Source organism: Pseudoalteromonas arabiensis, assembly GCF_001550155.1.
Classification (GTDB): domain Bacteria; phylum Pseudomonadota; class Gammaproteobacteria; order Enterobacterales; family Alteromonadaceae; genus Pseudoalteromonas; species Pseudoalteromonas arabiensis.
The window spans coordinates 267,290-282,828 of the sequence record NZ_LRUF01000019.1 but is presented as its reverse complement, the minus strand read 5'-3'; the positions used below and the strand labels follow the sequence as shown (position 1 = coordinate 282,828).

General features: G+C 40.4%; 13 protein-coding genes. 3 read left to right on the top strand and 10 right to left on the bottom strand.

Annotated elements, in window-relative coordinates; translation table 11 throughout:
• Nucleotides 1-136: 136 nt before the first annotated feature.
• Together gmhB and PAARA_RS09090 are read right to left on the bottom strand one after the other, a co-directional pair.
• Complete coding sequence (gmhB, locus tag PAARA_RS09095; RefSeq protein ID WP_062568716.1) at nt 137-688, bottom strand: D-glycero-beta-D-manno-heptose 1,7-bisphosphate 7-phosphatase; 552 nt, start codon at nt 686-688, stop codon at nt 137-139.
• On the bottom strand, nt 685-1,746 hold the full coding sequence (locus PAARA_RS09090) for a glycosyltransferase family 9 protein (RefSeq protein WP_062568715.1): 1,062 nt from the start codon (nt 1,744-1,746) through the stop codon (nt 685-687). The genes gmhB and PAARA_RS09090 overlap by 4 nt, the downstream gene beginning before the upstream one ends.
• Nucleotides 1,747-1,872: 126 nt before the next feature.
• Between PAARA_RS09090 and PAARA_RS09085 the strand changes: the two genes are divergently transcribed.
• Nucleotides 1,873-2,595, top strand: a complete 723-nt coding sequence (locus tag PAARA_RS09085) for a 3-deoxy-D-manno-octulosonic acid kinase (protein WP_062568714.1) — start codon at nt 1,873-1,875, stop codon at nt 2,593-2,595.
• An 18-nt stretch (nt 2,596-2,613) separates the two neighbouring features.
• On the opposite strand, the gene PAARA_RS09080 is transcribed toward PAARA_RS09085, so the two are convergent.
• The 5 genes from PAARA_RS09080 to PAARA_RS09060 form a co-directional block, all read right to left on the bottom strand.
• Complete coding sequence (locus tag PAARA_RS09080) at nt 2,614-3,633, bottom strand: cytochrome-c peroxidase (protein WP_062568713.1); 1,020 nt, start codon at nt 3,631-3,633, stop codon at nt 2,614-2,616.
• Nucleotides 3,634-3,690: 57 nt separating this feature from the next.
• Nucleotides 3,691-5,955 (bottom strand): catalase/peroxidase HPI, encoded by a 2,265-nt coding sequence (katG, locus tag PAARA_RS09075; RefSeq protein WP_062568712.1) that lies wholly within the window; start codon nt 5,953-5,955, stop codon nt 3,691-3,693.
• An 890-nt stretch (nt 5,956-6,845) separates the two neighbouring features.
• Nucleotides 6,846-8,288, bottom strand: a complete 1,443-nt coding sequence (hldE, locus tag PAARA_RS09070) for a bifunctional D-glycero-beta-D-manno-heptose-7-phosphate kinase/D-glycero-beta-D-manno-heptose 1-phosphate adenylyltransferase HldE (protein WP_062568711.1) — start codon at nt 8,286-8,288, stop codon at nt 6,846-6,848.
• Entirely contained in the window at nt 8,288-8,878 is a 591-nt protein-coding gene (locus PAARA_RS09065; protein WP_062568710.1) for a D-sedoheptulose-7-phosphate isomerase, read from the bottom strand. Before PAARA_RS09065 ends, hldE begins: the two co-directional genes overlap by 1 nt.
• A gap of 32 nt (nt 8,879-8,910) precedes the next feature.
• Complete coding sequence (locus PAARA_RS09060; protein ID WP_083515288.1) at nt 8,911-10,398, bottom strand: capsule assembly Wzi family protein; 1,488 nt, start codon at nt 10,396-10,398, stop codon at nt 8,911-8,913.
• A 156-nt stretch (nt 10,399-10,554) separates the two neighbouring features.
• On the opposite strand from PAARA_RS09060, the gene waaA reads away from it, so the two are divergent.
• Together waaA and PAARA_RS09050 are read left to right on the top strand one after the other, a co-directional pair.
• Nucleotides 10,555-11,814, top strand: coding sequence for a lipid IV(A) 3-deoxy-D-manno-octulosonic acid transferase (gene waaA, locus PAARA_RS09055; protein ID WP_062568709.1), 1,260 nt, complete (start codon nt 10,555-10,557; stop codon nt 11,812-11,814).
• A 40-nt stretch (nt 11,815-11,854) separates the two neighbouring features.
• Complete coding sequence (locus PAARA_RS09050; RefSeq protein WP_062568708.1) at nt 11,855-12,397, top strand: DUF1415 domain-containing protein; 543 nt, start codon at nt 11,855-11,857, stop codon at nt 12,395-12,397.
• Nucleotides 12,398-12,432: 35 nt separating this feature from the next.
• Here the strand turns inward: PAARA_RS09050 and PAARA_RS09045 are convergent, their stop codons facing one another.
• Genes PAARA_RS09045 through PAARA_RS09035 form a run of 3 tightly spaced genes read right to left on the bottom strand, consistent with a single transcriptional unit; the run spans nt 12,433 to nt 15,409 of the window.
• Nucleotides 12,433-12,768, bottom strand: coding sequence for a YdbL family probable chaperone protein (locus PAARA_RS09045; RefSeq protein WP_062568707.1), 336 nt, complete (start codon nt 12,766-12,768; stop codon nt 12,433-12,435).
• 9 nt (nt 12,769-12,777) lie between these two features.
• Complete coding sequence (locus tag PAARA_RS09040) at nt 12,778-12,960, bottom strand: YnbE family lipoprotein (RefSeq protein WP_062568706.1); 183 nt, start codon at nt 12,958-12,960, stop codon at nt 12,778-12,780.
• Nucleotides 12,953-15,409 (bottom strand): intermembrane phospholipid transport YdbH family protein, encoded by a 2,457-nt coding sequence (locus tag PAARA_RS09035; protein WP_167346339.1) that lies wholly within the window; start codon nt 15,407-15,409, stop codon nt 12,953-12,955. The genes PAARA_RS09040 and PAARA_RS09035 overlap by 8 nt, the downstream gene beginning before the upstream one ends.
• Between the last annotated feature and the right edge of the window lie 130 nt (nt 15,410-15,539).

Here is a 15,539-nt window from a genome sequence, read left to right as displayed (position 1 = left end):
AAGTAATCAGAGCCGATTAGCTGTGACTGTGAAATTTGCGCCTATTGTAAAAGCTTAGGCGAACAATTGCACTGTTTGTAGTTCGTCGCACGCCTTGAATGGGTGCGGATTTGCGAAATAAAACTGGTCTTACCTGCTATGAGTGTAAAACCAGAGCAGGTAAGTCGGCTAATGACTCACAAACGATATCAGCATGTTGTTCTGTTGACTCTGCGTAACTTTGCCCTGAACGCACCAATACACGCGTGGCAATACTTGCCCTTTCAGCTGCAATTAAATCCCCTAACTTATCACCAACCATGATACTTTTTTTAGGGTCAATATCATGCTCAGTAATAGCCTGTAAAAGCATTCCAGGCGCAGGTTTACGACAGTCACACTCTTGTAAATAACTCGCTTGTGCTTTTGTTGGATGATGTGGACAAAAGTAAACCGCGAGAATAGGCACGTCATGACGTTTAAACTCGTCTTTCATCCAAGCTGTTAGATTATGAAAATCCTGCTCAGAATAGTAGCCCCGACCAATCCCCGATTGATTAGTAACCACCACAATTTCGTAGCCATTATCAGTAAACTTCTTGCAGGCATCAAACACACCGGCAACAAATTCAAACTCTTGTGGTTTATACACATAACCGTGATCAATGTTCACGACACCATCACGGTCTAAAAATAATACTTTCTTCATTTCAGTTGCTCTTTCAATACGACAAGGTCAAACATTAAAGTGACATCTTGCACACTAATCTGTGTCATTAGATCAGCCCCTTTAACACGCGTCCCCCATGATAATTGTTCAGCTGTTTTACCCGTTTGCTGAACAAGGTTTTGATGATAAACCTCAACCACGTAATCTTGGTACAAATAAGGCCCTGTGCGTTTAGGGTTTGAATGAGCGTATAACCCTATCACTGGGGTGCCAACCGTAACCGCCATATGGGCAGGGCCTGTATCAGGAGCAAGCACTAAAGACGCACGCTTTAAAACACATAACAGCTCTTTTAGCTGAGTTTTACCGACAAGATTCAAAATAGCCGTCTTACTGTGACTAATTATTTGCTCTGCAAGCGTTTCTTCGAGCGGCGTTGGTCCCCCCGTAATCACTACCGAGAAACCTTGATTATGAGCGTAGTCAGCAAGTGCTGCATAGCGCTCAGGCAACCAATTTCGCTCTTTTTTACTTGCCGCAGGTGAAATCACAAAAATACGCCCTGCTAAACGCTCTGCACCTAATAATATATCAGCAGCTTGCTGGTGCTGTTCGGTAATTGGCATCTGCCAGCTTGGTTGATAATCAGGCACACCAATGGCGCTGGCAAACCCTTTAAAGCCTTCCAGTACATGAGCCTCGGCTTGTGGTGCAATGCGCTTGTTAATAAACAAGCTATGTAATTCTTTTGCACGCGCCCAATCAAAGCCAACTTTTACTTTGGCAGGAATACAACGTGCTGCAAGGTTCGCTCTCAGTGCTACTTGCATATGTAGTAACACATCAAATTGTCGCCCTTTAAAAACCTGTTTAAGCTGTTTGTAGGCTTGCTTACCTTGTTTTTTGTCGAACACCACAAATTCAACACCCGGTAAATCAGCCAGTAACATTGCTTCGACTTTACCAATTACCCAAGTAATTTTTGCCTTTGGATGCGCTTTTTGAATAGCTTGCACAGCCGATACCGCATGGCAAACATCACCAATAGCCGAAAGCCTTAATATACATATCTCTGAATACGAGGTTGAATGAGTCACATGTGCCCTTAGCAACAGCAAATAAAATGCGATCTTAAATTAACTTTGTGCTATTGCAAGTACTTATACGAAATACCAAAAATACGGTACTATAATAAGCATAGATCGTTAATACGTTAAGTTGTTATGTTTGAGACTCTGCATCAAGAAAATACCACGCTACTTTGTCACCCCGCTTATACCCAGTTACTCACGCGCGAGTGGTTTGATGCTGACTTTTGGCAACAGCAAAATAAAATTGTTGGTGCTAAAAAAGGCCGTGCAACGGCTTGGTTTTTTAAACATGATCACTTAACTGCCGTGTTAAGGCACTACTGGCGTGGCGGCCTTGTTGGTAAACTTTTAACTGATCAGTATCTCTACTTAGGTTTAGAAAAAACTCGTGTGTATAAAGAGTTCTCGCTAATGATGCGCTTATCTGAATTGGGTTTAAATGTCCCCACTCCAATAGCTGCGAAAGTCACGACTCATGGCTTGATTTATCGAGGTGATATAATTACACAAGCAGTGACAGGCGCGCAAAGCTTACTCGATATACTTATTACACGCACACTTAGTCATGATGAATTAAAAAAAATAGCAACAACACTGAGTGAATTTCATAACCACGGGGTGTATCACGCAGACTTAAATATCAATAACATCTTATTTGACGATAGCGGTAACGTCTTCATTATTGACTTCGACCGTGGCGAAATAAAGCAACCTGACGTTAGTTGGCAACAAGAAAATATGAAACGCTTGGCACGTTCATTTGCAAAAGAGCAAGGCCGTAACGAAATAATGCACTGGCAGCAAAGCGATTGGCAATTACTCATTTGTGAGTACCAAGCACAACTAAAACATTAATTAAAAGATGCGCACTTCTTATGGGAAGTTAACTGTATTTTCATTATTTAAGGTTTCTAAGAAAGCGGCTATATTTTCAACCTCCTCCTCGCTGAGCTTTTTACCTAATTGATGCCAGCCAGTTAAGTGAATAGCTTCTTGTAAGGTTGTTGCAGCTCCATCATGAAAATACGGTGCTGTGTTTGCCACATTCCGCAAGCTTGGCACCTTAAATAAGTAATCATGATCTTTTCTATTGGTCACCTCCCCCATCCCCCTATCATCTCGATTAGGGTATGGGTTTACGATCCCCATTTTCATTGTAAACTGCCCACCTAAAAGACGGCCACTGTGACAACTTGCGCAACTATTCTCTTGAAACTGTAAAAGACCTCGCTTTTCTTGTACTGTTAAAGCGTTATTATCGCCGCTCAGGTAACGATCAAATCGATCTTGTGTGATCAATGTTCTTTGAAAGGATGCTAAGGCTTTGGTTATATTTTCAAAAGTGAGCGCAGGGCTTGAATCTGGAAAAGCATATTCAAACTCTTTACTATATAAAGTACTAAGTTTATCAACAGCCTCTTGCTTACTCGATAACGCCATTTCGTGTTCACTTAATAATGGTTCAGAGGCTTGCTGCTCTAAGTTTTCAGCCCGTGCATCCCAGTTTTGGGCAAATTGAAAACCAGCATTCCATGTAGATGGGGCATTTCTTCGCCCTTTTATGCCTAAGGCACCTACTGAAACAACCTTAGCGTCGTGACCTTGTCCTTCGTTTAACAAGTTATGGCATGAATTACACGATTGGCTATTGTTACTAGATAAACGAGTTTCAAAATAGAGTTTTTTGCCTAACTGAATTAATGCGGGTGTATCTGCATCACTGCGCGGCATTTTTTCAGGAATAACACCAAATACAGATAGTGCATTATTACGAAGTACTTTGTCATCTATATCGGCTTGCTTTGCTCGTGCATTTAAAGTTAAAGAAGCTGATAACACAATAAAAAGTGTTAACTTCTTAAATAGGATAACAATCAACTGATTTATACTCATATTGCTTCTGGTTAAAAAAAGCGGCTTTAAATAAAACCGCTTTGTTTCATTACTTAATTATTTGAGATCGAAACGATCAGCCTGCATAACTTTGACCCATGCTTTGATAAAATCGTTAACAAAACGTTCTTTTGATGTATCGAAAGCATAAACCTCTGCAACGGCTCTAAGCTCAGCTGATGAACCAAATATTAAATCAACCGGTGTGGCTGTGTATTTGAGCTTATCAGTTTTTCTATCCACTCCTTCATAGATATCACCATTTCGTTTCCACTTAGTAGACATATCTAATAAGTTAACGAAAAAGTCATTGCTTAGTACACCAGGTTTATCAGTAAAGATACCGTGCTTGCCGGAATTATTCGCACCAAGTACGCGCATTCCACCCACTAATACTGTCATCTCAGGTACCGTTAAGGCTAATTGGTCAGCCTTATCAACGAGTGCCTCAGTGGGAGACTTGTAATAGCCTTTTTGGTAATAGTTTTGAAATCCATCCGCTTTAGGCTCTAACAAAGAAAACGAGTTGATGTCTGTTTGGGCTTGGGTTGCATCACCTCGTCCTGGTGAAAATGGCACTGTTACCTTGAACCCAGCCTCTTTAGCCGCTTTTTCAATGCCTGCTGCTCCTGCAAGTACAATTGTATCAGCGAGGGAGATCTTACGGCCTCCTCGCGACTTTTTGTTAAAGTCATCTTTCACTTTTTTCAGCTTAGCGATCACTTTTGCTGTGTCTTTTGGTGCATTCACTGCCCACTCTTTTTGCGGCTGTAACGCAATTCGTGCGCCGTTAGCGCCTCCTCGCATATCTGAATTTCGATAAGAAGCAGCCGATGTCCACGCAACTCTTACTAACTCAGAAACGCTTAAACCCGAATTTAAAATATTACTTTTCAGAGTTTTAATGTCTTTTGCATTAACCAGTTTGTAACTTGGTTTATCTATTGGGTCTTGCCAAATTAGCTTCTCTTTTGGAAACGCATCACCTAAATAGTTATCTCGAGGTCCCATATCACGGTGAGTCAGTTTGTACCACGCTTTTGCGAATGCTAAGCGGTATTCTTCAGGGTCGGCTAAGAACCTTTCTGCAATTTTTCGATACGCAGGATCAAACTTCAATGCCAAGTCAGCTGTTGTCATAACAGGCGGATTGAACTTTCCTTTAACATGCGCATCTGGAACGACTTTATGTAAAGACTCATTCGTCGGTACCCAAATAATCGCCCCACCAGGGCTTTTTGTTTTTTTCCACTCAAAGTTTAAAAGATTAGATAAATAAAGCGATGTCCAGCGAGTTGGTGATTGCGTCCACGCTCCCTCAAGACCACTTGTAACAGTGTCTTCAGAGTGACCTTTACCGCATTTATTTTTCCAGCCTAACCCTTGCTGTTCGAGCCCAGCAGCACCTGGCTCAGGGCCGATACATTTTGCCGCTTTATGCGCACCGTGCATTTTTCCAAATGTGTGACCACCGGCAATAAGTGCTAACGTTTCTTCATCATTCATCGCCATACGGGCAAAAGACTCTCTGATGTTAGCCGCTGAACCAACAGGATCAGGAACACCATTTGGCCCTTCAGGGTTCACATAAATCAACCCCATATGAACAGCTGCAAGTGGTCTTTTTAATTTACCATCAGCCTCTCGGCGGTCACTTGCTAACATTTCAACTTCAGGGCCCCAGTAAACCATATCAGGCTCCCAGTCGTCTTGACGACCTGCGGCAAAACCATATGTTTTAAAGCCCATATTCTCAAGAGACACATTGCCAGCAAGCACTATAAGGTCACCCCAAGAAATAAGTTCACCGTATTTTTGTTTCACTGGCCAAAGTAGTCGACGCGCCTTGTCTAAACTTGCGTTATCTGGCCAGCTATTTAGCGGGTCAAATCTCTGTTGGCCTCCACCGGCTCCCCCTCGACCATCAAGCGTTCGATAAGTCCCCGCGGCATGCCATGTCATACGTATAAAGAAAGGACCATAATTTCCCCAGTCTGCGGGCCACCAGTCCTGAGAGTCTGTGAGTGTTTTATTAATATCGCTTTTCAATGCATTCATATCGAGCTTAGAAAATGCTTTCTTATAATCAAAGTTTTCTCCTAGCGGGTTAGAGCGAGAGTCATGGTCACGCAGCGGGGCTAGGTCAACCTGATTTGGCCACCAAAATAGGTTTGATTTTGCCTGATTTTGAGCAACATGGCCGCTGCCAACAGCGCCTTTAGGCTTGCTCATTTGAGCTTCAGCCGCAATCCCCTCAAAATTAATAATAATAGCCAGCGCACTGGCTATCAAAGTGTACTTGCTAACAATACGGTTATTCATAACATAATCCTCAAACTAATATAATTTTTAAACTAACTATTTAAAATAAAGCCAAACACCTAAATAATCTAAAACTAAAACATTAGAAATTTAGAAAATTTTAAGCTCAATAGAATTCAAATTCACAAAAATAAACTAATATGAAAACCAACCTCCTTCATATCGACAAAACGATATAAAACGACCTACCACCCCTCTAACTTGCTAATGTGTAACTTGTGGTAGGTACGTTTTAAACCTTGTAAAGCGCTGAAAGTGGTTAGTTACTGCAACTAAAAATTTGCTTACACGATGCAATACCGTTTATGAATTTTTATGTCGCAAAAATGAAAGAACCTCATTATTAACAACGTACTAAAACCTAACCAACAACAAACCCTTTTTAGATACATTAGATGCAAAATACGTTTAAATAAAATCGATTTTATAGATTATATTAATTTGTTTTCTTGATTAAATAATGATAAACGACTAGAAATAAAAGCAGGGTATAAAATTTTAAAAACAGATATATAGTAAAAAATAACGATGATAATTTTAATTTTTAAATTTTAAAAATTAAAAACAAGCTCATAATGAAAAATAAATAGAACACAATATCAGTAAGTTAAAGGCGACCGTTAAATATGAAAATAAGCAGGCAGCAAAAAAACAGAACTTTAGTTTTATAGCGAGTTGTAATTTACTAGGAAGTAAGAACTTACTTTAAAGGTAAGATTAAAATATGACTATAAAGACTAATCACTGCTGTCATATTTTTCAGCTTGAATTGCCCCTTGCTTGATCTAAATCAGGCTTTTACTTATTAACTAATAAGTAAAAGCCTTTATAAAAATCAGCTACAGACTGGTTGCTTCGTAAAGGGCGGAGAAAAGCCCAGCACTTTAGGGTTAAGGTTGTTTAATTTTACTAATCACGTTAGAGGTTGAGCACCCGTCAAGAAACTCAAGCACTTCAACTTTGCCACCATGACGCAGAACATGCTCTGCACCTGCAATTTGCTCAACGGTGTAATCCCCTCCTTTTACGAGTACATCAGGGCTGATCGTTTCAATGAGTTTGGCTGGTGTATCATGCTCTTCTACGCTACCAAATGGGATCACCCAATCGACAGAAGCAAGGGCACTTAATACCATTGCACGCTCTTGTAATGGGTTAATTGGTCGCTCAGGGCCTTTTAATCGTGAAATTGATTCATCGTTATTCAAGCCTACAACTAAGCGATCGCCTCTGGCTTTTGCTTGCGCTAAATAACGCACATGCCCTGCATGAAGGATATCAAAGCAACCGTTTGTGAAGACTATTTTCTCACCATTTTGTTTTGCAAACTCAATATGTTGTAAAACATCGTCAAATGGCGTTTGATAGTGCTCACCTGTTTGCTGTAAGTATTGGCCAAGTTTACGGCTAAGCTCTTCAGGAGACACGGTTGCGGCACCAAGCTTACTAACAGCAATCCCCGCCGCAAGGTTGGCAATTTCAACAGCATCCTTAGGCGTCATTCCAGCGCCTAACATGACCGCTAAGGTCGCGATAACCGTATCTCCCGCTCCGGTAACATCACTCACTTCAAGCTCTTGGGCTGCAAAGTCAAACTTTTCAGCTTCGCTTATTAAGGACATGCCTTGTTCTGAACGTGTTAATAACATAGCCGCAATACCTGCTTCGCTAATCAGCTTACGCGCGCTATCTGTTAAGCTTTGCTCTGAACCTGTTTGTCCACCAGCAAGTTTAAACTCGTTTAAATTAGGTGTTATGTAATCTGCACCACGGTATAAATTCAGATCCGATGATTTTGGATCGACAAGTACTGTTTTTCCGGCTTTTTTAGCAACCTGAATCATCGCCTGAATCAAGCTAAGTGAACCTTTGTTGTAATCTGAAAACAATACGAAATCGTAATCATCAAGCACTAGCTCTAAGCGGTTAAGTAATAATTGGCTGTGCTGCTCAGTAAAGGTTTCTTCTAAATCAAGGCGAACAACTTGTTGATGTCGGCTTATGACACGCATTTTAGAAATTGTAGGTAGCTCACAAACACTGACTAGCTGAGAATCTATTTTTTCCGAGCTTAAAATTGTTTCAAGGATCTGCCCACTTTCATCTTCACCGATCAGACCCAGCAACCCGACCTTGCCATCTAAACGGGCTATATTCTTTGCAACATTTGCCGCACCACCCGCCTTGTCTTCAAACTTACTTACTTTAACAATAGGTACCGGCGCTTCAGGTGAAATACGCCCTGAATCGCCATGCCAGTATCTATCTAGCATGACATCACCAACAACCAAAATACGTGCTTTAGAAAGATTTTTTAGTAACGCTAAATCCATTACTGTTGCTCCGCTACAACCATATCAATGGCTTCACACAACCAATGACCAATAAACATGTGCGCTTCTTGAATACGCGCTGTTTCGTCATTTTTAATAATGATCGGTAACTTCGCGATATCTTTCACTTTACCGCCATCACGGCCTGTTAAAGCCACAGTATACGCGCCAATTTCATTTGCAGCAGCCAACGCAAGATTAATATTAGGGCTCGTGCCTGAAGTCGTTAAGCCAATCACTAAATCATCTGGCTTACATAGCGCTTGAACTTGGCGTTCAAATACCGTGTCAAAATGGTAATCATTACTATGTGCTGTCAGAATAGAGGTGTCTGTTGTAAGCGCAATAGAAGCAAGCGGACCTCGCTCTAATTTATAGCGAACAACAAACTCTGCAGCAAGATGTTGTGCATCGGCTGCACTCCCACCATTACCAAACCAAATCACTTTTCCGCCTGCTTGTAATGTACTATGGCATGCTTCAAGAAGCTGCATCACTTCTGGGTGGTAGGTTTCCATCGTTTCAAACAACATTTGATGACGGTTTAAACTCTCTAGGTAGCTTGCCGCTACAGAATCAAGATTAGACATAGGTATTCCTCAAAAATAAATAACGGCTTCGCTTACCAAAATAATGCAACGGATAACCAAGTATAGTTCTCTCCAAACACATCTTCACCATAGGTAAGTGTTGTCTCGAGGGTGTGTTCATTCCATTGACGTGTATTACTCAATTGAAGTTCAATTGCTTTTTCATAGTCTGCGCTTGTTTGCCCAAATTCATTTAAATAATTACTTTCGTTTTCAATTAAGGTTAACTTACCACGCCATAAAGAACTTAGGCTCTCATTGTAAGTAAGTTCCATACTATGCACTTGAGTAGGGGGCGCATCTGCATAAACCTTCGCAACACCATCTGCATGAAAATCACTATAACGCTGATCAGCTGCATAGTGGCCAGTCACAAATCCACCCACCGTATTGCCGTTAACTGGATAAATTTCATTTACATACCATAGGCTATGCATATTGGTATATTCATACCGTAATGACATGGCATCTGTCATTTTCGGTAAGAAAAAGCCAACATTGCTTACTGTGTTGCCAAATTGATAGTTTTTATGGTTTTTAGTGTCCTCACCGCCATACTCAAAATAAAGTTCAATGGGCATGCCCCAATTAAAGTTTACGGTACTGGTAATCGTCGCGTATTGATCGCCAAGTTCATTATCTTTACTACCTGTAAGGCCAGAGTTGTCGTTTCCAGCAGGGTCAAAAAATGCATCAAACACATCACCTGCATCAACCTTACGAGGACCACCACCAAATTGCATCATACGGTTGATGCCAATTTTCCAACCATCGATTGGTTCAATACTAAAATGAGTACCTGCAAGCTTAGGTGTACCACTATGGAGCTCATTTTGATAAAGGATACCGTTATCAACATGTTCTAATTCTGAATAGTACAGCTCAAAGTCGAAATTCCACCAATTATGCGCCGGTTGAACCATGCCTATCGATACCGATGGCGCTGTTTTTGCATTGGTAGAAATCACTTGTGCAGCGTGTTTAAATGGTGAGAACCAATGCTCTTTGTAACCAATATTTAATTGTAGATCTTCACCAGCAAAACTAACGAACGTATTGTAGTTTACAAACTTATTTGCTTTAGCACGATAATCAATACCAACTTGCACTAATATGTAATCGTTAGCACGCCATATGCCTTCAAAAAAGCCTTGCCCCCATTCATCAGAGCCCAAGCCTCGCTGGTTCGCTATTTGTTTGCTTGTATCAGAGTCAACCTGAAGTTTCACGCCGACGCGAGTTATAGCATCATCACTTTGATAAGGTTTAATCTTAGCGCGAATAGCAGCGACCAATGCAGGCTCTGAATTTTTTAGTTTAGTGAGTGCTGTCTCGACTTCGGCCAACCGATAAGGTTTGGCCATCGGCGTACCAGAAGTCAGTGCAAATAGTGTATCTAGTTGATGATCAAGCTGTGCGTCCATGCCTATAGGTAAGTAGGCTGTGGGTGTTGCAAACAGTGGAGAGGAGCAACTAAGTAACACACCTACAATTGAGGCTTTTATCATTTTTAATTTCATAACTACATAGTCCCTATACAAAGTATTTGAAATATTACCAAATTCGACGCGTCGAAACACTTAAAACTCTTAAAGATAACTGTTTTTAACATTTTATATTCAGCTGAGCTATGTTCCACGTTATCATAGCGTTTTATCTATGTTGTAGGCACAGTGATGGCGCGTATTTTATACTCCTTGATTTTATATCTACTTAGCCCGCTTATTATCTTCTATCTATACGTGCTAAGAGGTAAAAAAAATGGCGGTTATCGTCATCATTTTGCGGAGCGCTTTGGTTTTTTAGCAGCTAAAAAGCAAGATATTGTTATTCATTGCGCATCGGTTGGTGAGGTGCTTGCAGCAACGCCGCTCATAAAAGCTATCAAACAACACAATCCCAAGTTAAGTATTTTAGTAACATGCAATACCCCTACTGGCCGTGAGCAAATAAAAAACAACTTTCAAGACTCTGTTAATTGCTGTTATTTACCTATTGACTTTCCTTGCGCTACTCACCGCTTTTTAAAACGAGTTAAACCTCAATTACTGTGTATTTTGGAAACAGAGCTGTGGCCTAATTTAGTGGCACAAAGCAATAAACGTGGGATTAAAGTGCTTATTTTAAACGCTCGCCTTTCTGTTAAATCACAGCAGGGTTATCAAAAGGTGATGCCACTAACAAAAGTGATTATGAATTCAATAAGTGCTCTTGCAAGTCATAACCAGGATGATGCTAATCGTTTTATTGAGCTTGGTTTAAAGCCTGAAGAGGTGCGGGTATTTGGCTCTATTAAGTTTGATATCACGCCAACAAACGAGCAATTACATAAAGTCGCTGCTCTTAAGGAGCAGTATCACAACGAGCGCTTTATCTGGGTGGCAGGCTCCACTCACCCTGTTGAACATGAGCTTATTTTGAGTGCTCATGAAAAGCTGTTAAAAGCCTTGCCCAACGCTCTTTTAATTATTGCCCCGCGTCACCCTGAACAATTCGATAAAGTTGCTGAGCTATTAAAAAATTCAACCATGAGCTTTAGTCGTCGAAGTGAGGATAACTATCGTAACCAACAGATCGTGCTAGCTGACACTTTAGGCGAGTTACAATGCTTATATGGTGTAGCGAATATCAGTTTTATTGGTGGAAGTTTAATAAAGCGAGGCGGTCATAATCCGTTAGAATCTGCTGCATTTTCTGTTGGCGTACTAGCAGGCCCTCATACTTATAACTTTGACCATATTTATCCTGAGCTAATTAGTGCTCAAGGAGCTGAAACCGTCACAGATGAAAATCACCTTGCTGACACACTTATCGCTTTAAGTAATGATGCAGAGCAAACTATTAAGCTCGGTCACCAGGCTGCGAAATGCGTTGCTAATAATCAAGGTGCTATTAGCAAAACCGTCAATTTAATTGAGCTTTACTTAGAAAGTTAGAATAGATAAATAGAGAAATTACGTGAGTTCAAAGCACACTATGAATCGCCCAGAAAAACAAATGCGCGAATGGGTATCCAGCGTAATTGTAAAATACAATTTTTGCCCCTTTGCTCGTAAAGAAGTTGAAAGCAATTGCATTCATTATCAAATCAGTCAGTCAGTAACGATTGATGATGCAGTAATGGATATGCTTCACGAGTGTAACGAGTTAGACCAACAAGCACAGCGCGAAACAACCCTTTTGATGTTTGAGCAAGGCTTTAAGGACTTTGAAGAGTTCTTAGATTTAGTCGATTTAGCCAATGCACTTTTAGTGGCGCAAGGTTATGAAGGTAAGTATCAAATAGCCAACTTTCATCCTGACTATGTATTTGCTGACAGTGATGACAGTGATGCTGCTAATTACACCAATCGCGCACCTTACCCAACGCTGCATTTAATTCGTGAAGCCAGCATGAGCGAAGCGCTAGAAAACTACGATGAACCTGAGTCGATTCCTGAGCATAATATTAAACTTGCAAGGCGCAAAGGCATCGATTTTTGGCAGCAGCTGTTAAAAAGCTGTATCGATAAAAAATAAAGCCAGCATTGCTGGCTTTTTAGTTAGTTCAAAGGCTATTTTTTTACCCACTCACCATTTACTTCAATATAATGGCCAGACTTTGTTTTCTCGATGGTTTTTGCTGCAGCAAGGGATTCCACTTGCGATAAAGACAGGTTGTTCTTTTTCGCGAGTTTTAAATACTGCTCTTTACGCTTAGCATTAATATCGCTAATAAGCGCTTTTGCTTCACTATTATTTACCACTAACCCTAAATACCCCGAGCTATCTTCACCTACCAAACCTTGGTTCTTTGCATCATCTAAGCTAATTGCCCAAGCAGAAAATGATAAACAAACAGCACTAATTAAAGTGATCACATTCAATTTTTTAAGTTGTAATTTACGCATGTTTGCTCCTTAGAATAATTCACTGTCATCACTGAATAGGGTATCAAGTTCTTTATCCACTTTAACGCGGATCTCATGGTCAACTTTTACGTTTAAGTTGATTGTAATTGGCTCTTTAGCCGCCACCTCAACACGGTGAGTACAGGCACTTAAAAGCCCTAAAGCCGTTAGCATTACTAACCATTTAGCCATCATTGCTTCCTTTTTTTGCATACTTTTTTTCAACTTTTTGAGTAATTTCGTCACTTAAGCGTAGTGCCCTTAATAAGGTGAAGATATTCTCTTCGTGGTTATAATTAAAATTAACCGCTTGTTGCTGTTGTTCATTATAACCTTGTAAGTTTACACCTAAATGCAACCAACCATCAGATTTAAGGTCAACGCTACTCTTTAGCTGTTTGATATCTAGGTTTTCTAACAAACTAAGTGTCGTACTCAGCTCTTGTTGTTGCGCTTTTACTGCTTCAAAACCAGCATTATTGGTGATTAATAATTTACCATCACCTTGATTAACTAACTGCCCTTGTTTTACCTCTATACCTTGCTTACTTATTACGACAGGTAGAGTGCCAGCTAAGCGACCAGTTAGGCTAATTCCAGACTCAGCATCAAGGGTGACCAATTTGCTGGCATCAATATTTTCAAACTTAACGGTCGCGGTTTGGTTGTCTCTCAGTGGACAAAACTTATTAACCACAAATGCGCCACCCATAACCTGTCCGGTCAAATTAGCTGCGCAAGGCTGATTAGCCGTTACTTGCAATTGACCCTGTATGTTTTTGACCACGGCACCTGCACGCAGTTCATTGAGAGTAAATTTAGTTGGCACAATATTAAGCTGCCCTGAATTAAACTCCCCTTCAATCTCTATAGCAAAGTCATTAGCAAGGTAGTCATTATAAAGCACGCCTAGTTTTGCGATCTGAATATCCCCCTTTGCCTGCTGTAAATTCACATCGCCTTTTATGATCCCCGAAACAACACCATCAGTAATTGTCACGAGCGGTTCGAATTGGGAGATGATAGGGTTGAACTTCGATATAGCTTGTTCTGGTATCACTAACTCAAATGGGTGCGCAACCTTGGACATATGATGGCTGACAAGCGCCTCTAAGCCATCGGCAAACACATGATGCGTTGCTTGTAAGGCTCGGCTTTGCAAAGCGTTAGTCACTATTGAGAGCTTATTTAAGGTAATTTGTGGGGTTATTAATTTAGCAGCTGTGGTTTTTGCATCAATATCGGCAAATAACTCACCCACACTTAAGTCGCTATTTACACTGAGCTCATTATTGATTTTTAATACTTGAATCTCATTGTAGTTTATAGACTTAGCCTGACTACTTAGTTTAGCACTTAAATGTTGCTCATCACTTAGTTGAGTAACAATGTGGCTAGTAAACTCAGTTATTTTTAGATCTGCTAAAAGCGCATTTTTAGCACTGATATCAGCGGTAAGTTTTTTAACTACGGGCTTAGAAAGCAACTCATCAACCCTCAAATTGCCACTAACCTGAATGCTATCAGCCTGAAAATCTAAAAACGTAGGGAGTGAATCCAATGACAGCTGAAAATCTGCAGTAACGCTTTTTTCATTCAAATGAGCATTAAGCTTAAGTTCATCAATATCTCTACTAATAAAATCAACCCTAACTTGACTATTAAGTGATGTAAGCGGGTTTTGTAAAGAAAGTGCCGTATTACTTACTGTAATCTCACTTTGCCCTTCAGTTGTTAGCAGTTTTACCATTGGGGCTGATAGCCGCTCACCTTCTATAGTAACAGGTTGTTCAATTTGTAACTGCCAACTAAGCGGTAACTGCGCTTTGATAAATGATTGATGTTGTTGATTTGCTATGTTGTTTAAACACTCGCGATTAGCGCTAAGCTGATTATTTAAAGCTGATAAATCAGCATACATAAACTGCTGATTTAATTGATACTTTGCACTTGCTTGTCCTTCAGCCGTGAAACTTAGCTCACATTGCTCTATAGCATGCTGATATCTTGCATTAATTACGCTTTCAATCGCAACAGTAATGCCATCAAACCTAAGCTGTGACTCGCTAGTAAAATGGCTACCTTTTGGTAACTCAATGAATCGCTCAGCTATTTTATCATCAAGGGCAATATTGGCTTTCACTTCATAATTAGATATTGCAACATCTGCGTTAAAGTCCCGTGAAACCGTAAATTGATTTAGGCGTTTTTCATGTATTGCCAACCTAACAGGGTTGTCGGTAAACGGTGAGACGACATCAAGCTGTTGAATGCTTATCAGCGGCCTTTGCTCAGGCAATGTTAGAGCAAGCTTTTTAAATTCAGTTTGCGTAGAGTTTGGTGCTTGTTTGCCAGCCAAGTTACTGACAGTCAAATTAGCTCGGGAAATTGTCACCTGCTGCTTATTCGCAATAATGCCTGCTAACTCAATTTGCTGCCCTTGATAGGTTAAGCATAATTTTTCGATATTTAAATCAAGCTTGCTGCTCAATGACCAGTCAATACAATGAAGCTCAACGCCACTTTTACCAAGCATAGGTGTTAAGAACCAGGATGTCAGTGGTAACCTGAATAGGTACACCAAGAGCACAATGCTCAGTATGAACCCTAGCAACCCAACACTTACTCGCTTAAAACTCAAAAAACTCTCCTTGCCTTTGAACTTATACTCAGTCACAACTAACTTATTATAAACAAAAAGGCCACACATAATAGTGCAGCCTTTTTAGTTTAAACAGCTTGTATGAACCTAGCTTGTATAGCTAGGCACA